Below are 22,230 nucleotides of genomic sequence, written 5' to 3'. Positions count from 1 at the left end.
GAAACCTAATGTGATGCAACGAAAAGCGTTCAAAATGTTTCTTTTGCCCGGTTTTGAGGCTGAATATGCCCGTAGGCATGACTTGATTTGGCCTGAACTCGTAGACCTATTGCATGCAGTAGGTATTCAGAATTATTCCATTTTCTTGGATTCGGAAACCCTTACTTTATTTGCCTATTTGGAAGCACCAGATTTAGGTGCACTTGAGCAGCTTCCTGCACAGGAAGTTATGCAGCGCTGGTGGAAGTATATGGGTGATATTATGCAAGCTAATCCGGATAATTCACCTGTTGCCATCGATATTCCTTCTGTATTTTACCTTCCTTAACCGATGAAAAAGATTATTCTCCTAAGTTTATTAGCTACTTTTTCACTTGTAGCTGCGCCAAATAAAAAGCAAGTGCTGGCGAAAATGCATTTGGCTAATCGTTATTTCCAACAAAAATGGCCGGATGTGGGCCAAGTAATTGTCAGCCCCGATCGGACAAGACCATCTAACATTTGGACTCGATCGGTCTATTATGAAGGTTTGATTGAATTATATAAACTAGACCCGAAGGCGTCTGATTTAAAATACATGATTGATTGGGGAGAATTTCATCAGTGGGGATTACGAAATGGGGTAAAAACGCGCAATGCTGATGATCAAGCATGTGGGCAGGTGTATATGGATTTGTTCCTCATGTCAGGCGATTCTGCACGAATAAAGCCTATTAAAGCCAATATCGACAATATGGTCATAACGGAAAAAGCGGATGATTGGTCCTGGATTGATTGTTTGCAAATGAGTATGCCTGTTTATACGCGTTTAGGCGTGATTTATAATGATCGGCGTTATTTTCAGAAGATGTATGATTTGTATGCGTTTACCAAATACAAACATGGCGGAAAGGGTCTTTACAATCCGGTAGATAAATTGTGGTGGCGGGATAAAGATTTTGTTCCTCCTTATAAAGAGCCGAATGGTGCCAATTGCTATTGGTCACGTGGAAGCGCTTGGGTGTATGCCGCTTTAGTGCGAACGCTCGATTTATTACCGGAAAATGATCCACACCGTGCGGAGTACCTTGCCGATTTTATAGCACTTTCTGAGGCCTTGCCTCCGTTGCAGCGGGCGGATGGGTTTTGGAATGTTTCCTTGATGGACCCAACTAATTTTGGAGGACCGGAATTGACTGGTACCTCTTTGTTTGTCTATGGCATGGCCTGGGGAGTTCGGAAAGGAATATTGCCTGCCAAAAAATATAGACCAATCATTGATCATGCTTGGAAAGGCATGTCATCATGTGTACATCCCAATGGTTTTTTGGGTTTTGTCCAAGGCACCGGGAAAGAGCCTAAAGATTCGCAGCCAGTGACATTTGATCATGTGCCTGACTTCGAAGATTTTGGTCTTGGTTGTTTTTTGCTTGCTGGTTCAGAATTGTTAAAAGCAAAGTGATTTTTTGAAGTTTAATCCATTGGTTTTCAGTCTTTTTGATTTTTTATATCTTTGTCGTCTCTAACCTATTTCAGATGAAGATAAATCGGTCAATTATCGGAGCGCTTGTTGGTGGTCTTATATTATTTATTTGGCAATCATTGTCACAGGTGGCGTTCAATTTACATGAGTCAGACCAACAATACACAGCGGCTCAATATTCAGTTTTAAGCGAATTAGCCAAACATTTGGAAAAACCAGGTGGGTATATGTTGCCGCGCATGGCGCCGGGCCAACCGATGGAAGCGATGGAATCGTTTACAAAAAGTGCCACAGGGAAGCCATGGGCACAAATTCGCTATTATGGTGCGTATGATATGACCTGGGGGATGAGTCTGGCCCGTAGTTTAACGGTGGATATATTAATCGTTTTCCTGCTTTGTTGGATTATTAATCAACTCAGATTGCCCACGCCTAGAACTATTTTCGTTCTTTCTATACTGGTCGGATTGATAGGATTCTCAAATGAGGTATATTTGGAGCATGTTTGGTATCCGATGTTTGATATTCGAATTCGCTTGTTGGATGCCTTAGTTTCCTGGAGTCTTTGTGGTGTTTGGTTGGGGTATTGGCTAAAACGCCGAATTTAATTCATATGAAGTATAGCTATTGGTTGGTTTTCGGTATTGTTTCAGCGATTCTTTATGCCTATTTACCATTCCACCAAGATGAGTTTTTACATTTCCATTCATTAGCGTATCAATTACCAAATTTCCAACTTAATGCGTTTAAGGAGGGATTCGGTGCCTACGAAAAGTTCTTTCCTTTAGGCCTTTCGGTCTATTTTCCGTTTTTATATACGGGTAATTTGCAAGGGATTCTACTTTGGCCCTTTTATGTTTCATTGCCTATCATTGAAGCTAAAATGGCTTATTCCTTGCTTTCCTTAGCCTTATTGTATGTCTTGATCCTACGGACATTTTCGCTTTCAAGCGCTGGAAAATGGTTTTTGTTTTTGTTGTTGCCAATTTACCTCGCTGTATTGCGGGATGCTGGTCCTGTCAATGTAGCATTAGTGGTTTTTGTACTTAGTTATCATTTGACCCATAAACTAGCGCACCCAAAGTTCGGTTGGCTCGCAGCCTTTTGTCTTTCCTTCTTGTGGTCCTTAGCTTTTTATGACAAATTGTTTTTTGTCTATTTAATGCCAAGTGTATTGGTTTTCTCATTGAATCGTCTGTCGTTTGAGGCAATATTGAAACGCGACTTTCTGATTAAAATGGGCTTGGCATTAGCTGGGTTTAGTATGTTCGTTTTGGTTTATTTGTTGGCCGATATTCGTGTTCGTCAATTTCAGTCGGTGGAATTGGGAAATTTCCAACTCCCATTTATTAAGGTGTTAGCATCGTCAGGTGATTATACTTTTTGGGAGGAGCGGAGAATCGTATTAAATACGATTGTAAACCAGTTTGACTTTAGCTTTTATGTGTTGCGCCATTTGAATTATTATGATTTCATTCAGGCCAACATATGGAATGGTTTGAGTTGGTTTGGAATTGTATTTGTTGGCTTAATTGTAATGGAATTCAAACATGCAGATGCAAAAGCTAGGTGGTATCTGGCTGCATTTGTTGTCATGGCTTTGACATTTTTAGTATTGGGTAAAATTCGATTTGGACATCATACGGTATTTTTATTCATTCCTTTATTGGGCTTTTGGTTTGATGGTAGGCGTCCGGTTTACCTGAAAAGTTTGATGGTATGGCTATCATTGAATATGCTTGTTTTTGGAATTAATCTGGTTCATTCGCAAGCACATGAATCGCTTCGAACTGATTACCGTGAATTAGTTAAAAAGACGAAGGTAGATAAACCGGCGATTGTCAATTTTGACAGTTGGAATTACTACTACCTACGCAACTTAGATGCGGATCATTCGCTTGTTACTTGGGTCGATTTGCAAGATTCGGTTCAAACAAATCGTTTATTTGCGTTATCTAAACGGTTAAATTTGCCTATTATCAATGTTTCTGGTTCCGCGACGGTATGGAAGCAGAATTGGTCATTAATTCAACACAGAGTAGATTCGGTTACTGTTGACCGTACCTTTCCATCTAATCCAATCATTTCTTTTCGTATTAAATAGCTATTCCTATGTCGCATAAATTCGTGCTATTTTTAGCACTCTGTTTAAGTTCTTTCTTGATCTCAGCGCAAAATTCGGCTGATTATCCGCAAGATTATTTGAGTCCTGCATTTCATGCGGGAAGGAGGGATGCCTTTAAGGCGGCTATGTCAGATAAGGGTGTGGCTATATTTTTTGCTTCTCAGGTGCGTGTTCGTAATGATGATGTGGATTATCAATATGCGCAGAATAAGAATTTCTATTATTTTACTGGATTACACGAGCCAAATGCCGTTTTGGTGATGTTTAAGCGTCCGGTTACCCTCTTAAATCAAACGGGTACTGAGTTTATTTTTGTTCAAAAGCGTGATCCATATAAAGAATTATGGACGGGTAAAATTTTAGGTGAGGCTGGTGTGAAGCTTAAATATCAGATTCAACATGTTTTTGCGAATGATGAGTTTACACCCAATACACTTGATTTGTCCACGGTTGATTCCGTTTATTCCCTATACCGGGATGAGGCTATTTTTACGAAGTATAAGCGAAGATTAGATCCCTTAGCTCGCATGGCGAATGTGGTGGATAGTAGTATAGTTTCCTTAAAAAAGCCGCTGGCATCGCGATTTACAATTCAAATTTTAAGCTCCTTGCGTGGAATTAAGCAGCCTGAGGAAATTGCTTTGATGCGTAAGGCAAGCCAAATAAGTTCGTTGGGCCATCGTGAAGTCATGAAGGCCATTCACCCTGGAATGAAGGAATATCAAGCCCAAGCCATTATGGAGTATCATTTTAAGGCGAGTGGCTCTGAATATCCTGGTTATCCAAGTATTGTGGGTGCATCTGAAAATGCCTGTGTTTTACATTATACGACTAATTTGAAACAGGTGAATGCGGGTGATCTTTTGTTAAGTGATTGTGCGGCTGAATATCATGGCTATACGGCTGATGTGACCCGAACCATTCCTGCCAATGGTCGTTTTTCGCCTGAACAAAAACTTATTTATGATTTGGTCTTAAAAGCACAAGATGCGGGGATTGCCATGTGTAAAACAGGCATTCCGCATGACCGAGTAGATGCTGCAGCACGCGAAGTGATCTACACGGGTTTAGTTGGCCTAGGTATTGTCTCATCTAAACAAGATGCCCGACAATACTTTCCGCACGGCACTTCACACCATGTGGGGTTGGACGTGCATGATTTGGGGCCGCGGACCTTAGCCCCTGGAGTTATTGTCACGGTTGAACCAGGGATTTACATTCCTGCTGGAAGTAATTGTGATAAAAAGTGGTGGAATATTGGTGTGCGAATTGAGGATGATATTTTGATTACAGCAACCGGGAATGAGAATTTGTCGGCGGGTTCACCGCGGTCAACGGCCGAAATCGAAAAATTAATCAAGGAGCGGAGTCGCTTTGAGTAGTATTAAATATTTTTATGTATTTGTGTTATTAGTTTAGTTTCTTAATTTTATTTCATCATAAAAAATTGACAAATGAAAAATAAATTATCGATTAATTTCCGAGCTATGATGTTTGGATTGTTTAGTTTAATTGTTTTGACGACTACTTCGTCATTTATCACGTTGCCAGATAATCCAGATGCCATTGTAGGGGTATGGAAAACAGGTGAGGGTAATGCGATGGTTCGTATTTACAAGAATGGTGAGAAGTACCAAGGAAAGGTAGTTTGGTTGAAGGAGCCGATAGATCCTGAAACAGGAAAACCCAAATTAGACAAAAATCAGTCGGATGAAACCGCCAAAAAAAGACCTGTTTTAGGCTTGATTAATATTTGGGGATTTGTGCCCAAAGAAAATAATGTGTGGGATGAGGGAAATATTTATGATCCCAAGAACGGGAATACCTATTCATCTACAATGAAACTGATTAACGCAAATACGTTAGAGGTTCGTGGATATATCGGCGTTTCGTTAATTGGTAGAACGGATACTTGGACGCGCCAAGTTAAGTAACCTGATTTTCTTTAGGACATAAAAAAAAGGCTTCAAATTTTTGAAGCCTTTTTTTTGTTAGGGAGAAACGAAGTTTAAACTAAAGTTTATGTACATCGGGTTGCCCATCGGGCTCGTGAAAAACCTGTCGGCATCTTCCTTGCCATCATACTTATTCATGACATCAAATCGATAGTTGTAGCGTAATCCCGCTTGCACATTAAACCAAAGGAAGCCTGTGATTTTTTTATCCCACATAATGCGTGGTTTAAATTCTCCTCGCTGAATGAATCCTTCACCATTTTTACTTTGAGGTAACTTGGTGTAAAATTGATTTCCTTCTAATTCAAAGCCAAGCTGTAACATACTAGAAGTAGAGAAATTATAGCGTAAAAATCCTTTTGCAGGCAACAAAAGCTCCATTCCCCAGCGATCATTGAAGGTCTTATTCCAAAGTACTACGGGAACATAAATCAATCTTCCGGCACGGTAAGTACGGGCGATACCGGTACCAATCATGTTTGATTCGGAGGTTTTCCAACCGTAAATTCCGGTTGCGCTTAAGGTTAAGGCTTTTGAATCAATATCGCCAAGCTTTGGGAATACACCATTGATATCGGCACTCGCTTGAAGAATTAGGAAATTCCGCTCATTAAGTGGTTTGAAAATGGTTGTGTTTATACCTGTGCTCACTAACGCATTAGATTGAAGGCTGGATACAAATGGGTTATTTGTTTTGTTGTTCTCAAATTCAAATTGGGAGGACCAGTAATTGGCGCCCAACTGCCATATAAATTTGTTTGTGGCAATGACAGGAACATTCACCTGCGCGCGAAGCATATTGACACGGTTTACATGAAACTCTTGTGGGATCGTATTTGATTCGCTGAAACGTATGCCTGGCATGTGAAATCCGGCATTATAATCATACCCAATGCTAATGATTCGCTGGGGTGTTTGATTTAAAACTTTTTGCGTACAAAATCTAGTAACTCCCTCTGGGTCAGCATATTGACTGTAATCTTCGAAAACTTCAGTGGTGTCAGTCTGTGCGTAAACTCCTGTAGAAACAGCGAGTAATAATAAGGTAATTATTTTCTTCATAGCGATAGGGTTGCTTTTTATGGCTGTAAATATATTGGTAAATCACTCAAAATTATGCTGTTACCCTATACTATTTTCTTAGGGCTTGCTATTTTCAGTTGACTATTCTATATACCAAAGGCCCAGCGAAACACTGGGCCTTTAGAAAAATACTTACTTGTGGAACTGGAGGGATTCGAACCCTCGTCCAAACCTAGAAACCGGAAGCTTTCTACACGTTTAGATTTGATCGATTTTCGATGGCCAACAGGTTCAGATCAGACCTTATTGACCACTTATTCACTGGATACTAATGATCGCTTAGTGAAATCGCAATCATCGACTCTGCATGGTCGACGCTCCAGGATCCCTAGCGGCAGAGTTTGGCCGGGGTGGAACGATGGCAATTGGTTAGTCTATCAGACTAAGCAGCCATGGCATACGAAGTATTGCCAGCTATAATTCGAAGGTTTTATTTACAGGAAATGCCTACAACTCCTGACGTGCTTACAACCGATCTGCTTAAGCTGTCAAAACCGGTCAGTCCCAATAAGATTGCAAAGATACGTAATTAATTCAGCGGTAGCGCGGTCGTCGATTTAATTTCGTCCATCACAAATAAACTTGAAATGTGGGCAACAGAAGGTAAAACAGCCAAATGTTCTTGGTAGAATCGATTGTAACTTTCTACATCTTCTGTCACTACCTTCAAGTAGTAGTCGAAATTTCCTGAAACCAAATGGCAAGAAATTACTTCAGGAAAAGCCTTAATTGAAGCCTCGAATGAAGAAAAATTATCTCGATTTTGTTTTTCTAATGTCACCTGACAATGCACTAATAAGCCAAGATTTAATTTTTTGCGATTCAAAATGCCAACATAACCTTGAATGTAGCCTTCCGATTCTAAGCGTTTCAACCGGTCGTGCGTAGGACTAAGAGATAGATTCACCTGTTCAGCAATTTCCTTGATTGTTTTTTGGCTATTCACCTGGATAATTTTTAAAATCTGTAGATCTAGGCTATCTAAATTTGATTTAATCGCCATAAAGTTTTCGGTTTACAAGTAATTAATGACCTATTTTCGGAAATATTTTCTTCAAAATTATGATTATTTCTATTATTTTCCTTATTTATTGGCTGTATGCCATAAATTTTATGGCTGTGTATATATTTGCAATGTATTATACTTCATCAAAGGTAACGGCCAGCGAATTTTTCGTTGGCTGTTCTTTTTTAAACCTAACCAAATCATGATTATAGCCGTTCCCAAAGAAATTAAAAAACAAGAATCGCGCGTTGGTCTTACACCTGCCGGTGTTCAAAGTTTGATTGCCGCTGGCCACCAAGTGTACCTAGAGACCCAAGCAGGTTTGGGTTCTGGATTTAGTGATTCAGCTTATGAGCTTGTTGGTGCACACATTTTAGGTACTCCACAAGAGGTGTATGCCATCGCGGATATGATTGTTAAAGTAAAGGAGCCCTTGGCTTCCGAATATCCCCTCATCAAACCGAAGCAAATTCTATTTACCTACTTTCATTTTGCCGCCTCGAAAGAACTGACACATGCCATGATTGAAAGTAAGGCAACGTGCATCGCTTACGAAACCGTCGAATTAGCCGACAGATCTTTGCCTTTACTAACTCCGATGTCGGAGGTAGCTGGTCGGATGGCTATCCAAGTAGGAGCCTATTTTTTAGGTAAGCCACAAGGTGGAAAAGGAAAAATGCTCGGCGGTGTGCCTGGAGTAAAGCCTGCCAATGTGTTAATTCTGGGAGGTGGGGTCGTAGGAACACAAGCCGCACGTATGGCTGCCGGTTTAGGTGCAAACGTCACCATCATGGATACTAATCTAGCTCGTTTACGCTATTTGAGTGATGTCATGCCTGCCAATGTACATACCCAATATTCTACGTCGCATGCCATTCAAGAACATTTGCCTAACGTAGATCTACTTGTGGGTGCCGTGCTCCTGCATGGAATTAAGGCGCCACACCTCATTAAAAAGGAAGATTTAAAGCGCATGCAACCAGGTACGGTGCTAGTCGATGTAGCTGTGGATCAAGGTGGTTGTATTGAAACATGTCATCCAACTACCCACGAAGATCCTGTCTATGAAGTAGACGGAATTCTGCACTATTGTGTTGCGAATATGCCTGGTGCAGTGCCGCAAACGTCTACGATGGCGCTGACTCAAGCTACGTTGCCTTACGTACTTTTATTAGCGAATCAAGGGTACCAAGATGCTTGTTCGTCTAATGATGCACTAAATAAAGGTTTGACAATCTACGATGGGAAGTTATACCATCCTGGTTTAGCGGCAGCCTTCTCGTTGTAGTTAGAGGAAAAAATTGGCGTGGAAGTTGACAAGAAACACCTCATGCGTCGCACGGGTGATGGCGGTATAAAGCCAACGAATATATTCGGCATCCACTTGTTCCTCTTTTAAATAGCCTTGATCGATAAAAACAGCTTTCCATTGGCCACCCTGAGATTTATGGGTGGTCAATGCATAAGCAAATTTAACTTGTAACGCATTCAAATACGGGTCCTTTCGGATTGCCTCCGTGCGCTCTTTTTTCTTTTGAATGTGCGCATAATCTTCACAAACTGAATCATAGAGCTTTTTATTCGCCTCCTTACTTAAGGCAGACTCAGATGAGTGCAGGGTGTCGAGCATGATTTTGGCTTCCACTTCCGGATGCTCTTCGTAATCACAAAGTCGTAAGCTTACCGTTAAAAACCGCATTCCATGCATTTCTTCCTCCCGCTTGATTTTCATGATTTCCACAAAGTCGCCATTGGCCAAAAAACCAGCCGGTGAATCTTCATCTAACCAATGGTAATTATTGCGTACAATCATTAATAAATCTCCCGATGAAATCTCATCTTCTTGATACAAAATGGTCCTCCGAACAAACTCATTGAATTGAACCGCACTTTTGTTAGACCGCGTCAATACAATCGTTTCCTCTTTCCCAAATTTCCGATAGGCGTACTGCATGCCATCCTCCATTTTTTCCCCCGTCATGCGGAAAAAGTCTTTAAAAGAAGCCGTGTTAAACTTGATTGCCGTGGAGTTTTGAGCTAATAAGCCACGTAAGTTTGTCGCATTGTACAATATCCCGGAGTGAATATCCTGACGCATGACATCCGTTAGTTCATGCTCCTTAACTTCCATGTGAAATTCTTTCGCAATATAATCCGCGGAAAGGGCAGGCGAAAGGATTTTACCAATGGGTGGTAATTGAGCCGTATCACCTACAAAGATTAGCTTATTGCCAGTATGTCCATTTTCAGGATTAGTAAAGACATATTCGATTAAATCGGTCAATAAACTATTTTGGCCAAAATCAGAATCATCCGTAATCATGGATGCCTCATCAACAATGAACACGGTATTCGTGGCGTAGTTAGGCATGCGTTGAAAGGATAATGTTCCCGAATGCGGGTTGCTTACCTGTCTGTAAATTTTTTTGTGGATGGTGAATGCCTTCTTTTTGGAGTAATTAGCCATCACTTTGGCAGCACGGCCCGTAGGCGCTAAAAGCTGCGTTTTATAACTGAAGGTACCTAAAATCTTAATTAAGGTAGAAATGACAGTGGTTTTACCCGTTCCAGCGTATCCTTTGATGATGAATGTTAATGCCGACCACTCATCTTCGTTGACAATAAATTTATCCAATTGCGAAAATAATGCCGACTGCGATGGCGTAGGTTCGAAGGGAAATTTTTGATTTAGTAAGAAAGCTGGGCTTTTGGCAATACTCATAAGGTAAATTTACACAATAGCCCCGGGTAGCGCAATGGAGTTTTCGATTGAAAGTGGACGAAAAACATTAATCAAGCAAATTCGCTCGTATTGATCTAATTCAGAAACTAAAATATCAGTTTCTTCTACTTGATCCTCAACCAATAAGCGGGCACGTGTCGTTCCCCAATGCATCGGAGCTTCAGGTGTATACCAAACACCATCTTTCAAGAAAGCTAAATTAGCGATGGTGCAGTCCTGAATAATTCCATCTTTATGAAAGATTACTTCATCTGCTGAGGGGTGTGCCTCCAAAATATGCCGAAAAAATCCTCTTTCTGCCCATTTGAAGCCATAATCGATCTCGCCGCTATCCACCAACGTGAATTTTTGGATCACTGTAGCTTCATATGGGAAAAGCTCCACAGTTTGTGGATCCTCCGTATATGTAATCCGTAAGCGATGTATGCCATCTTTCGGTAAGTCAATTTTTGATATTTCATCCCGTACATCAAAGGGTTCCCACTCCGGAAAGAAGGCATCAAATGTTTCGTTGACACGCATTTGATGGAAGTCAAGATGTTGGGCCTGACCGTTTTGCACACAAATAGTTTCTAAAAATGAAAACATATTAAAAGGGGAGATATACTTTTTGAATGAGTTCGTTGTATTCTTTTTCAAGTTCTGAAAAAACGGTAATTCCACCGCCACTTTTGAAAATCAGTTGGCCCGATTTATGTTCAATAAATCGAATCATGACGCCAGAGTCTATATTTTGGCCATCAAATTCACCCATAATTCCTGTGTAAAATCCACGATCATATTGCTCAGCCTCAGCAATGATTTGCATAGTAGAGGCTTTTGGAGCTCCTGTGATAGAGCCTGCAGGTAGTAATTCACGCAAAATAGATCCAATTTTCCCCTGTAATTCGGGAAGAAGAAATCCTGAAATTTGCGATGACATTTGCCACAAATCACCCTCGTTCGTTTTTACCTGTTCCGTGTATTTATAGGAATCTACTTGAATAGGAAAGGCCACCCGACTTAAATCATTGCGGATTAGGTCCACAATAGTAGCGTGTTCCGCTTGTTCTTTTTGATCTGCCATTAAGGTGTCCTTGGACGGGTTTAATCGTACAGAAGACGTTCCCTTCATTGGATAACTATATATTTTGTGATCCTTAATTTGAATAAAGCATTCAGGGGAAAAAACGATGAATTGCTCTGCACATTTCATTTTGTAAGCTGCATGTGCTTTATCAAAAATGATTTGCAATGGCACATTTACTTGAATAGGTGTTTCAGCCGTTAAATTAACCAAAAACGAATTTCCCTTTTTTAGTTCCTGTTGGACATATTCAAATTTGTGCCGATAGGTTTCAAGGGAAATGGGGGATTTTACGAAATGCACATGCTGACCACTACCACTTGGTTTTTGTCGGATTTGAATTTGAATCCCTAGTTTTTCGGCATCTTGCTTGGATCCTGCCCAGGCCTGCGTACCATCATAACTGATGAAAAATTGGAAGGGTATACCTAGCATTCCCCACGTATCCATTTGTTCAGATACTTCTGCAAAAGGTACGAGGGGAATGGATGGAAACATCCTATAAATAGTTATGCGCTAATTCAAGAACTTTAGCTAATCCAGCAGGGTTTTGTCCTCCAGCTGTAGCTAAGAAGGCTTGTCCACCACCGCCACCTTGTACTTCTTTCGCTAATTCGCGAACAATGGTGCCGGCATTTAGTGATTTGGAATCTACTAAATCTTTCGAAATGGCTAAGGCTAAACTAGCTTTGCCGTCTATTTCACTTACGAGTAAACAGAATAAACTTCCAGCTTCTGTTTGCAAATCAAATGCTACGTTTTTCAAAGCGTCAGCATTGGGTACGTTGACCTGAGCGATTAAAGCTGGTATTCCTGATGCTGAACTAATTTGCTTAGCTAGTTCAGTTTTTAAACCTCCGATTTCTTTCGCTTGGTAGTTGGCAACCGTTTTTTGCAAGCTATTCGCTTGTTCAATCAAGTTTGCTACCGCCTTCACCAAATCTTTTGGAGCCTTTAATAAAGCATTTAATTCACCAATTACAGCCTCTTGCTCGCTTAAAAGTGCATAGGCTTGTTGGGACGTAATCGCCTCAATCCGACGAACACCCGTCGCAACAGATGTTTCTGTAATGATTTTACATAAACCGATTTCACCAGTTGATGGCACGTGTGTCCCTCCACAAAGTTCAACCGAATAGTTCTTGTCAAAGGTAATGACACGGACAAAATCGCCATATTTTTCACCGAACAACGCCATGGCTCCTTTTTCTTTCGCTTGTGCGATTGGTACATTGCGTTCTTCTAACAAGGGAATGTTCTCGGCAATTTTGGCATTAACGATTTGTTCAATTTGTAGAATTTCTTCGTCGGTGACTTTTTGAAAATGAGAAAAGTCAAAACGCAACAAGGCCTCATTGACGAGTGATCCTTTTTGTGCCACGTGCTTACCTAATACTTCTTGTAAAGCAGCTTGCAGTAAATGCGTTGCTGTGTGGTTTTGTGTAATTGTTCTTCTCCGATGCGTATTAATCTGAGCGATCACCTCTGCATCTCCAGCTACTTGTTCAATGCGCGCATCACTTAAAAAGTGGACGATCAAGTCGTTTTCTTTCTTCGTGTCAAGTACCTGTAAAGTAATACCAGACGGCTTGAATGTTAAGGTTCCTGTATCACCTACCTGTCCGCCTGATTCTGCATAGAATGGAGTTGTTTCTAGGACAACTTTATATTGTACGCCACCTTTATTTTGAATCTTTTGATATTTTAAAACCTGTGTGTTTGTTTGAGTTTCATCGTAGCCTACAAATGAAACTTCTTCTCCTTCACGAACAATCATCCAATCTTCCGCACTTGCCCCTGCGTCTTTACGTGAGCGTGCTTTTTGTTCTTGTAAAGCCTTGTTGAATCCAGCTTCGTCGATATCCATGCCTTTTTCACGTGCAATTAATGCCGTTAAATCTATCGGGAAGCCGTAGGTATCATTTAGTTCGAATACGTCATCGCCTGAAAGAATTTTGCCGGAGCAGTCTTCCATTAATTTATCAAGGCGAATTAGACCTGTGGATAAGGTACGCAAGAAAGATACCTCTTCTTCGTAAATCACTTTGGCAACGAATGCTTCTTGGGCAATTAATTCATCAAATACACCGGTGAATTGTTTGGCCAATAAAGGGACTAATTTGTGCATAAATGGCTCTTTGAAGCCTAGATAGGTATAGCCGTAACGAACAGCCCGACGTAATATGCGGCGGATAACATAGCCAGCTTTGGCATTCGATGGCAACTGGCCATCAGCAATACAGAAAGCGATGGCACGAATGTGGTCAGCAATTACGCGTAGTGCAATATCTGCCCATTTTTCATCCCCGTATTGCTTGCCTGCTTTTTGAGCAAGATATTGAATCGTTCCTTGAAAAACGTCGGTATCGTAATTGGATTGCTTGCCTTGAATCGCCATGCACAGACGTTCAAAACCCATTCCCGTGTCTACATGTTTATTGGGTAGTGGAACTAATGAACCGTCCGACATACGCTCAAATTGCATGAATACATTGTTCCAAATCTCAACGACCTGCGGATGATCTGCGTTAACTAAGGATTTACCGGATACTTTGGCAACCTCGTCTGCATCACGTAAATCAATATGGATTTCTGAGCATGGTCCGCATGGGCCTGTTTCGCCCATTTCCCAGAAATTGTCTTTTTTATTTCCGTAGATGATACGGTCTTCACCCACAATCGCTTTCCAGATATCGAAAGCCTCTTGATCGAAAGGTACACCATCTTTTTTATCACCTTCAAAAACGGAGACATAGATACGGTCTTTGGGTAATTTGAATACCTCTGTCAGTAATTCCCATGACCACGTAAGTGCCTCTTGTTTAAAATAATCACCAAATGACCAATTACCTAGCATTTCAAACATGGTATGATGGTAGGTATCGAATCCTACATCTTCCAGGTCGTTATGCTTTCCTGAAACGCGAAGACATTTTTGCGTGTCTGCGATACGTTTCGAAGGAGGTGTTCCGTTACCCAAGAAAAAATCCTTGAATTGGGCCATACCTGAATTATTGAATAATAGGGTAGGGTCATTCTTAGCTACCAATGGGGCTGAAGGAACAATTAAGTGGCCTTTAGATTGAAAAAAATCTAAGAACTGTTGGCGGATCTCCGAAGAAGTCATTTGGGCTAATTTTGGTAATGGATTGGTTTAATGCGTCCTCTTGTTTATTTTTGTTTAGACAAGAATCGCAAAATTAGGTTTTTTTGTTGATTTTATTGATTCCTCGCATGGATTTAGATAAGCAATATTATTCGATTTCTGAAGTAGCTAAGCTATTTAAAGTCAATACATCCAAATTGCGGTATTGGGAAGCACAATTTCCACACCTCTTACCAAAGCGTACAGGGACCGGAATTCGTAAGTATACGCCGGTTGACATCGAAAAAATCAAGGTATTAGTGGACATGATTGATGTCAAAGGCTTAACGATTGAAGGAGCTAAACAAGCACTCAACAATAAAGGGGCTGTCAAAAACCCAAATCAGGCTGTCATAAATCAGTTGACTGATATTCGTGATTTTTTACAAGTTTTATCTCAGGAATTAGAATAGTAGGTGCGTAGTTTCGTGGAAATCCTAGTCCATGCAATCCTCCGAAAAATTCTATCAAGTTGCCCTATCACGTATTCCACAAATCGGTGTTGTCAATGCACGAAGGCTCGTATCTTATGCGGGATCTGCTGCTGCTATTTTTCAAGCTTCACGCACTGAGCTGAAAAAAATTCCCCATATAGGTCCCATTTTAGCGGAGTCTGTATTTCAAAAGACCTACTTACAGGAAGCTGAATCGATTGTTCGGGCATGCGAATCAAGTCAAATTACCATCCTTTTTTATTTAGATGATGTATATCCGGATCGATTAAAACATATCTATGATGCGCCATTGGTCTTATATTATCAAGGAAGTTCCGATTTGAATCAAGAGAGAAGTTTAGCAGTTGTGGGCACACGGAAAGCCACTGATTACGGTAAGCGAATGACTCAATCGCTCATTGAACAATCTATCGGTTGTCCGGTCGTATTTGTGAGCGGTCTTGCTTATGGAATTGATATTGAAGTGCATAAACATTGCATTGACTTAGGATTAGAGAATATAGCTGTGCTGGCCGGTGGATTCAATTATGTTTATCCGGCTAAGCATAAACGTTTTTTGGATAAAATGGTGCAATGTGGTGGTGTCTTATCTGAATATCCCTTACATCAAAAGCCCGATCCGCGTTTTTTCCCATTGCGTAATCGAATCATTGCTGGGATGACAGATGCAACTGTCGTCATCGAGGCAGCTGAAAAAGGAGGAGCCCTAATCACGGCTGATTATGCCAATAATTACCATCGAGAGGTATTTGCGGTTCCTGGAAATTTGGAAAAAATATTTTCAGAAGGTTGTAATGCCTTAATTCAAAAACATAAAGCGACTATTTATACGAGTTGGGAAGCATTAGCCTTACAGATGAATTGGGGAGAAGCAGGTGATCGCGTGCAACCAAAAAAAGCTTTAACATGGAACCGATTAACAGAAGATGAATCTCAACTCATGGCTATACTCATTAAGCAGGGGGAATGCTCGTTGGATCAACTTGCCTGGCGGGCACAAAAAAAGGTAACCGATTTGGCGATTACCTTATTAAATCTGGAGTTCCAAGGTTTGGTGAAAGCCCTACCTGGTTACATGTATCGGGTAAAATAGTTTATTTACGCCATTCGCTTGGGTTCACACGCCAATCTTGCAGGGTGACCAATTGAGTTTCTGAGATATAGTCTAATTTAACCGCTTCTTCCACGAGCACATCGTAGTTGCTGAGCGTATAAAATGGGACACCCGCATTTTTGAAATTTTCAGAAGCAATTTCAAAACCGTAGGTGAATATGGCCACCATGCCTAAAACTTCGACACCTTCAGCGCGCAAAGCATCAGCAGCTTTTAGGGAACTTCCGCCGGTAGAAATTAAATCTTCGATTAATACGGCCTTTTGACCTGGCTGGATGCTTCCTTCAATTTGATTTCCCATCCCGTGCTTTTTAGGCTCAGGACGAACATAGCAAAATGGTAAATCCAATAAATTTGCCACTAAAGCACCTTGTGCAATGCCAGCTGTAGCAACTCCTGCAATGACATCAACGTCCTTGAAATAGCCTTTAATGGCTGCGGAAAGGCTGTTTTTGATGTATGTTCTCGCCTCAGGATCTGAAAGTGAGATTCTATTGTCACAATAAATAGGTGATTTCCAGCCTGATGCCCAGGTAAATGGATTGTCTGGTCGTAACTGAATCGCTTGAATACGTAATAAATGATGCGCGACTTCTTGTGAAATAGTTAAATTATGCATGCTTAAGTTTGATCTGAAATTGATTTTACAAAAATAAGTATTCAGATTATCTTATCAGTATTTAATTCTATTTTTGCCAAAATTAATATCCATTCATGGTCATTTTTATAAACGATCGCCCCATTCGATTAATCAAAAAGTCAAAAAATAGTTCGTATCCTCCGATGGAAGATTACGACGTGATTTTAGATGCACGTTTGAAGCCGATTAAAATTGCAGACTTCAAAGGGCATACTTGCTTGTTGAACGTGGGGCCAGACCAAATAGAGAAAATTATTACGGAGTTGCATGCCGACAAGCCTTTCGATTTTCATTCGTTATATATTTTAACGGATCAAAAAAAAGAACTTAAGAAGCGTATCTGCTCGCTCTATCAAGTTATTGAAGCAGCCGGTGGTGTCGTGCTTAATCCACAAAATGATGTTCTTTGGATCCACCGCTTAGGTAAATGGGATTTGCCTAAAGGAAAACTTGAGAAAAATGAGTCATTCAAATACGCTGCTGTACGTGAAGTCTTAGAGGAATGCAATGTGGTCGCGGAGCTAAAATCAAAAGTCTGTACAACCTACCATACCTATTCTTTCAAGAATGAACGCATCTTGAAAAAAACTAAATGGTATGTGATGGAATCCAAGCAGTCTGGAAAGTTAAAGCCCCAGTTGGAAGAGAATATTGAACGCGTGGAATGGATTTCCCAAGCTAAAATGAATAAAGCTGTTTCAGATACGTATAGCTCTATTCGCTATGTAATCCAACAATTCATTGTGAATCAATCTCAGATTCCGTCCAAAGTATAAGGTAAATATTCCCCAATTTCGCTTCCATAACGATGCAAATCACGAATAATCGTTGAGCTAATCGGCGCTAAGTGAGGTGACGTAATCAAGAATACCGTTTCCAATTCCTGGTTGATATGTCTGTTCACTTGTGAAATGGAGTTTTCATATTCGAAATCAGTCGTGTTTCGAAGTCCTCTGATGATGAATTTCGCGCCCACTTCCTTCGCTACATTCGCAGTCAAGTTTTGATAGGTAACTACCCGAACAGGTTTGTCTTTAAACGTTGTCTCGATATAATGTTTCATTTTATCTAATGAAAAATAGCGGGACTTATTTGAATTTTGACCAATACCGATCACAACCTCATCAAATAAGGTGAGTGCTCGCAAGACAATATCTTCATGTCCTTTTGTAAAAGGATCAAATGAGCCAGGAAAAAATGCTGTTTTACGCATGTTGTGAAATGGGTTCTAGTGGTATTTGTAGGTCAATCAAACCTTGAATCAGCTTAGTATTCGTACGCTCAGGCCCTTTTATTTGAAATGTTTCCGTATTCCACTGAAGTGAATAAGCTTCCCGAATTGAATGCAAATAAAAGGCCAATTCTGTAGGTGATTCATACGGGAACACATTCGCTAAATGTAATTTGCCTTGTTGGATTAAAATGGCTAATGCCGATTTTTCAAACATGTGTAGCTGAATCCGGGGGTATATATAAGCTTTTGTTTTGGCTAATTCATTCCCCAATAAGTGTGTATACTGAATATTTGCTGTGGGGAAAGTTAAGGCTAAAAAGTCTTTCCAAACGCTCGGAATTAAATATACGAGGTTTGCTTGGGCAAAATCTGCCGGTTGTTCATGTACCTCATGTCCATCCAGCACACTTTCTCCTAAAGCCTTTTCTAGGAATCCCAATCGATAGAGTGGGGAATCAAATTCCTGTGGAATCAATAAGAATAATTCAGTTGTTAGCTCAACAGAAACTTGTTGGATTAATCTTATTTGAATGGATTGGTCTAAAAGCCATTTCTTTAGCTTAGTCACCGGAGTGTTCCATGGAAATATTTGTTCAAGTGTCTCCATTTTAAATCGAAGACCCGCTTTTTCGAGTTGGATCGAAATCGAAAGTGGAGTTTTTGCTTGAACGGGAATGGTATTTCCTTTCACTGGTTGATTTTTCAAATTGCCCGAAATTGCAAAAAAAATAGCAATTTTGATATGATTTAGCCTTTTTTTCTAGGCACAAATTGAGTAATTTTGCGCCCTATTTAATCCATTCTTTCATGCTATCAGTATCAAATGTATCCCTGCGCTTTGGGAAAAGAGTTTTATTTGAAGAAGTAAATATCAAGTTTACAGAAGGAAACTGTTACGGTTTAATTGGGGCAAATGGAGCCGGAAAGTCTACTTTCTTGAAAATTCTTTCAGGTGAGATTGAATCACAAACGGGAAGCATCAGTATGAATCCTGGTGAGCGGATGTCCATTTTAAAGCAAAATCATTTCGAATTCGAAGAGTCTCCAGTGTTGCAAACGGTGATCATGGGGAACAAAAGATTGTATGACCTCATGCTTGAAAAGGATGCGATTTACATGAAAGAGGACTTCTCTGAGGAGGATGGTAATAAGGCGGCAGATTTAGAAGCTGAATTTGCAGAGTTGAATGGATGGGAGGCAGAATCTGAAGCGGCGACTTTATTAAGTGGTTTAGGGATTAAGGAGGATTTACATTATACGCTGTTGCGTGATTTAAATGGATCTGAAAAAGTCAAAGTACTTTTAGCACAAGCACTTTTCGGTAACCCAGATATATTATTGTTGGATGAGCCTACGAACAACTTGGATATTGATTCCATTTTATGGTTAGAAGGGTTCTTACAAAATTTCAAAAATACAGTCATTGTCGTATCTCACGACCGTCATTTTCTAGATAATGTTTGTACACATATTGCCGATTTAGATTTTGGTAAGATTCAACTGTATGGAGGTACCTATACGTTTTGGTATGAATCTTCGCAGTTAGCTGCACGCCAGCGTTCTGATCAGAATAAAAAGACGGATGAGAAGCGTAAGGAATTAGAGGAGTTTATTCGTCGATTCTCTGCCAATGTCGCTAAATCAAAACAAGCGACTTCACGTCAAAAAATGTTGGATAAATTACAAGTTGAGGATATCAAACCTTCGTCTCGTAAGTATCCATTTATCAATTTTAAGCCGGAGCGTGAAGCGGGTGATCAATTACTAAGCGTAGAGAATTTGTCCGCTACGACGGAAGAAGGAGTTCCTTTATTCACAAACCTTTCATTTACGATCAATAAGGGTGATAAAGTGGCATTTTTAGCGAAAGACTCGCTAGCCATTACAGCACTTTTTGATATTTTGATGGGTGAAGGAAAAGCAACATCTGGTGAGTTTAAATGGGGTGTTACGACGACGCAGACGTATTTGCCGAATGATAATGCCAACTACTTCAAGGATGATTCCATGAATTTAGTGGATTGGTTACGTCAATATTCCGTAGAAAAGGATGAAAGTTTCATTCGTGGGTTTTTAGGACGTATGTTATTTTCGGGTGAAGAAGCATTGAAAAAATGTACAGTTATTTCAGGAGGTGAGAAGCAGCGTTGTATGTTTTCGCGTATGATGTTGTCAGGCGCCAATGTGCTCTTATTCGATGAGCCTACCAATCACTTGGACTTAGAGTCAATCACCGCATTGAATAATGGGATGGTGGAGTTTCCTGGTACGATGTTGTTTACGTGTCATGATCACCAACTAACCAATACGGTCGCTAATCGCGTGATTGAATTAGGCGCGAAATCATACTTAGATAAGTTGATGACTTACGATGAATTCATCACCGAACCTGCGGTTAAAGCGCAGCGAGCTGCTCTATAACAAAAAAGCCCTTGAAATTTCAAGGGCTTTTTTTGTTTACTAGGAATACTTACAAAATAAAGCGTGTCGACAAGAAGTTCGATTGTTGGTTCTCAACAATTTGATTCACAATATCTTTATTCAGTTGGTTCGCTTTCGTAGCCACTACGGTACGAATAGAGAACGAGCGCAAGGCAGCTGTAACAGATAAGGTTCCTTCTGCAGAATCTTTACGACCTGTGAATGGGAATGAATCTGGTCCACGCTGACATTGTGCATTGAGGTTCACACGTGATACTTGATTAACTGTTTCGTCAATCAATGCAGAAATTTCATTTACATTTGTACCGAAGATAGCGACTTGTTGGCCATGCGACGACTCATGAATGTAATCGATTGGCGTAGAAATATCTTCGAATGGAACAACAGGTACCACTGGGCCAAATTGCTCTTCATGCCATACCTTCATTTTATTGCTCACTGGATATAATAGGGCAGGGAAGAAGATTGACTTAAAGTTTTCTCCACCATGCTTATTGATCACTGTGGCGCCGTGTAATTTGGCATCTTCGATTAATTCCTTCAAATAAGCAGGTTTATTCGGTTCAGGTAGGGGTGTAATTTGAACACCAGGTTCCCACATCATACCTAATTTTAAGGATTCAATTTTTTCAGCAAGTCCTTTATTAAATGCTTCTGCCAAAGATTTATGAACAAATATGATTTTGATCGCAGTGCATCGTTGGCCATTAAATGATAATGATCCCAAGAGACATTCATTAATTGCATTGTCCAACTGCGCGCTCTCGGTTACAATCGCTGCATTTTTGGCATCCAAACCTAATATGGCACGTAGGCGGTTAACCTTCGGGTGCATTTTCTTCAGCTTATCGGCAACTTTCGAAGATCCAATTAACGTTAACACGTCTATTTTTCCAGATTCCATTAATTGTGGAATGATGGAATTTCCACGACCGTAAAGTGTATTAATTACACCTGCAGGAAAGGAATCCTTGAATGCTTCCAATAATGGGTAGTGTAGTAAAGTACCGTGTTTCGGTGGTTTGAAAAGTACCGTATTACCCATGATTAATGCGGGAATGAGCGTTGTAAATGTCTCATTCAATGGGTAGTTAAATGGTCCCATACATAAAACGACACCTAAAGGGGAACGTCTTACTTGGCCAATAATTCCTTCTTCAATTAAAAAAGTAGATGATGTACGATCGATATCTTTTAATGCACCGATGGTGTCATAAATGTATTGAACGGTACGGTCAAATTCTTTTTGAGAGTCGGCTAATGATTTGCCAATTTCCCACATGAGTAAATTGACAACTTCATCGCGTTTTTGAATCATCTTTTGCGTGAATTTCTCCACACACTCGATGCGCTGACTTACCGACATCGACGGCCATTCTCCACGGCCATTCGAATAGGCTTTAACACCAGCGTATAAAACTTCCATGGCATCAGTCGCATCTGTAATTGGATACGATCCTATACGTTTTTGTTCGAAACCTTTATCGGTTTTGATGTAAATAGGAGACCAAACATCTTGGGTTTTCCCTGACCATTGACGCATTTCACCATTAACTAAGTATTCGCGTTGCTCAATGGGACTTGTTAGGTCAAATTCTTTTGGGATACTTGCTGCATCAGGAAACAGCTTTTCTAATTCAATTGCTTGCATTTGCTTCATCTTATTTTCGAATACAAAGTTCTATTCTTTGTAAACTGATCATGAAGTAAACACTTAAATATTCAAATAGTTATAAGTTTTTAAAAAAAATTAACATTTT

Annotated in this window: 21 protein-coding genes and 1 other RNA gene; 11 read left to right on the top strand and 11 right to left on the bottom strand. The window is 40.2% G+C overall.

Going from position 1 to position 22,230, the window contains the following annotated elements; translation table 11 throughout:
* The first annotated feature begins 13 nt into the window (after positions 1-13).
* From rhaM to U0R10_RS04885, 6 genes are all read left to right on the top strand, one after another.
* Positions 14-328: an L-rhamnose mutarotase gene (gene rhaM, locus U0R10_RS04910; RefSeq protein ID WP_377982831.1), complete on the top strand. Its 315-nt coding sequence runs from the start codon at positions 14-16 to the stop codon at positions 326-328.
* Positions 329-331: 3 nt separating this feature from the next.
* A complete protein-coding gene (locus tag U0R10_RS04905) occupies positions 332-1,441 on the top strand; it encodes a glycoside hydrolase family 88/105 protein (RefSeq protein ID WP_377982830.1) in 1,110 nt (369 codons plus the stop codon).
* 74 nt (positions 1,442-1,515) lie between these two features.
* Positions 1,516-2,070 (top strand): hypothetical protein, encoded by a 555-nt coding sequence (locus U0R10_RS04900; RefSeq protein WP_377982829.1) that lies wholly within the window; start codon positions 1,516-1,518, stop codon positions 2,068-2,070.
* Positions 2,071-2,075: 5 nt separating this feature from the next.
* Positions 2,076-3,566: a hypothetical protein gene (locus U0R10_RS04895; RefSeq protein WP_377982828.1), complete on the top strand. Its 1,491-nt coding sequence runs from the start codon at positions 2,076-2,078 to the stop codon at positions 3,564-3,566.
* 8 nt (positions 3,567-3,574) lie between these two features.
* Entirely contained in the window at positions 3,575-4,969 is a 1,395-nt protein-coding gene (locus U0R10_RS04890) for an aminopeptidase P N-terminal domain-containing protein (protein WP_377982827.1), read from the top strand.
* A gap of 72 nt (positions 4,970-5,041) precedes the next feature.
* Positions 5,042-5,521 (top strand): DUF2147 domain-containing protein, encoded by a 480-nt coding sequence (locus U0R10_RS04885; RefSeq protein WP_377982826.1) that lies wholly within the window; start codon positions 5,042-5,044, stop codon positions 5,519-5,521.
* Positions 5,522-5,578: 57 nt separating this feature from the next.
* Here the strand turns inward: U0R10_RS04885 and U0R10_RS04880 are convergent, their stop codons facing one another.
* The 3 genes from U0R10_RS04880 to U0R10_RS04870 form a co-directional block, all read right to left on the bottom strand.
* Positions 5,579-6,604, bottom strand: coding sequence for a DUF6268 family outer membrane beta-barrel protein (locus U0R10_RS04880; protein WP_377982825.1), 1,026 nt, complete (start codon positions 6,602-6,604; stop codon positions 5,579-5,581).
* Positions 6,605-6,761: 157 nt separating this feature from the next.
* Positions 6,762-7,131: a transfer-messenger RNA gene (ssrA, locus tag U0R10_RS04875) on the bottom strand.
* Positions 7,132-7,154: 23 nt separating this feature from the next.
* Complete coding sequence (locus tag U0R10_RS04870; RefSeq protein WP_377982824.1) at positions 7,155-7,628, bottom strand: Lrp/AsnC family transcriptional regulator; 474 nt, start codon at positions 7,626-7,628, stop codon at positions 7,155-7,157.
* A 205-nt stretch (positions 7,629-7,833) separates the two neighbouring features.
* Between U0R10_RS04870 and ald the strand changes: the two genes are divergently transcribed.
* On the top strand, positions 7,834-8,919 hold the full coding sequence (ald, locus tag U0R10_RS04865; RefSeq protein WP_377982823.1) for an alanine dehydrogenase: 1,086 nt from the start codon (positions 7,834-7,836) through the stop codon (positions 8,917-8,919).
* Here the strand turns inward: ald and U0R10_RS04860 are convergent, their stop codons facing one another.
* The 4 genes from U0R10_RS04860 to alaS are packed head-to-tail and all read right to left on the bottom strand — an operon-like array spanning position 8,920 to position 14,567.
* On the bottom strand, positions 8,920-10,353 hold the full coding sequence (locus U0R10_RS04860) for an ATP-dependent DNA helicase (protein ID WP_377982822.1): 1,434 nt from the start codon (positions 10,351-10,353) through the stop codon (positions 8,920-8,922).
* Between the two features lie 9 nt (positions 10,354-10,362).
* On the bottom strand, positions 10,363-10,962 hold the full coding sequence (locus tag U0R10_RS04855) for an aminotransferase class IV (protein ID WP_377982821.1): 600 nt from the start codon (positions 10,960-10,962) through the stop codon (positions 10,363-10,365).
* 1 nt (position 10,963) lies between these two features.
* Positions 10,964-11,938: an aminodeoxychorismate synthase component I gene (locus U0R10_RS04850; protein ID WP_377982820.1), complete on the bottom strand. Its 975-nt coding sequence runs from the start codon at positions 11,936-11,938 to the stop codon at positions 10,964-10,966.
* Position 11,939: 1 nt separating this feature from the next.
* A complete protein-coding gene (gene alaS, locus U0R10_RS04845; RefSeq protein ID WP_377982819.1) occupies positions 11,940-14,567 on the bottom strand; it encodes an alanine--tRNA ligase in 2,628 nt (875 codons plus the stop codon).
* 107 nt (positions 14,568-14,674) lie between these two features.
* On the opposite strand from alaS, the gene U0R10_RS04840 reads away from it, so the two are divergent.
* Together U0R10_RS04840 and dprA are read left to right on the top strand one after the other, a co-directional pair.
* Positions 14,675-14,998, top strand: coding sequence for a MerR family transcriptional regulator (locus U0R10_RS04840; RefSeq protein WP_377982818.1), 324 nt, complete (start codon positions 14,675-14,677; stop codon positions 14,996-14,998).
* A 31-nt stretch (positions 14,999-15,029) separates the two neighbouring features.
* Positions 15,030-16,133 carry a DNA-processing protein DprA gene (dprA, locus tag U0R10_RS04835; RefSeq protein WP_377982817.1) on the top strand — a complete coding sequence of 368 codons (1,104 nt, stop codon included), beginning with the start codon at positions 15,030-15,032 and terminating at the stop codon, positions 16,131-16,133.
* Position 16,134: 1 nt separating this feature from the next.
* On the opposite strand, the gene pyrE is transcribed toward dprA, so the two are convergent.
* On the bottom strand, positions 16,135-16,773 hold the full coding sequence (gene pyrE, locus U0R10_RS04830; RefSeq protein WP_377982816.1) for an orotate phosphoribosyltransferase: 639 nt from the start codon (positions 16,771-16,773) through the stop codon (positions 16,135-16,137).
* Positions 16,774-16,868: 95 nt separating this feature from the next.
* Here pyrE and U0R10_RS04825 point away from each other — a divergent pair, with 95 nt between their 5' ends.
* Entirely contained in the window at positions 16,869-17,570 is a 702-nt protein-coding gene (locus tag U0R10_RS04825; RefSeq protein WP_377982815.1) for an NUDIX hydrolase, read from the top strand.
* Here U0R10_RS04825 and coaD read toward each other — a convergent pair.
* Positions 17,549-18,007 carry a pantetheine-phosphate adenylyltransferase gene (gene coaD / locus U0R10_RS04820; protein WP_377982814.1) on the bottom strand — a complete coding sequence of 153 codons (459 nt, stop codon included), beginning with the start codon at positions 18,005-18,007 and terminating at the stop codon, positions 17,549-17,551. The two genes, U0R10_RS04825 and coaD, sit on opposite strands and share 22 nt — an antisense overlap.
* Positions 18,000-18,734 (bottom strand): DUF3822 family protein, encoded by a 735-nt coding sequence (locus tag U0R10_RS04815; protein ID WP_377982813.1) that lies wholly within the window; start codon positions 18,732-18,734, stop codon positions 18,000-18,002. The genes coaD and U0R10_RS04815 overlap by 8 nt, the downstream gene beginning before the upstream one ends.
* Before the next feature lie 101 nt (positions 18,735-18,835).
* Between U0R10_RS04815 and U0R10_RS04810 the strand changes: the two genes are divergently transcribed.
* Positions 18,836-20,449, top strand: a complete 1,614-nt coding sequence (locus U0R10_RS04810) for an ABC-F family ATP-binding cassette domain-containing protein (RefSeq protein ID WP_377982812.1) — start codon at positions 18,836-18,838, stop codon at positions 20,447-20,449.
* A gap of 49 nt (positions 20,450-20,498) precedes the next feature.
* On the opposite strand, the gene U0R10_RS04805 is transcribed toward U0R10_RS04810, so the two are convergent.
* Positions 20,499-22,121, bottom strand: a complete 1,623-nt coding sequence (locus tag U0R10_RS04805; RefSeq protein ID WP_377982811.1) for an NADP-dependent glyceraldehyde-3-phosphate dehydrogenase — start codon at positions 22,119-22,121, stop codon at positions 20,499-20,501.
* Positions 22,122-22,230: the final 109 nt, after the last annotated feature.

The organism is Aquirufa avitistagni (assembly GCF_042715545.1).
GTDB lineage: Bacteria > Bacteroidota > Bacteroidia > Cytophagales > Spirosomataceae > Aquirufa > Aquirufa avitistagni.
The sequence above is the reverse complement of the archived record's forward strand: the minus strand, read 5'-3'. Positions and strand labels throughout refer to the sequence as shown.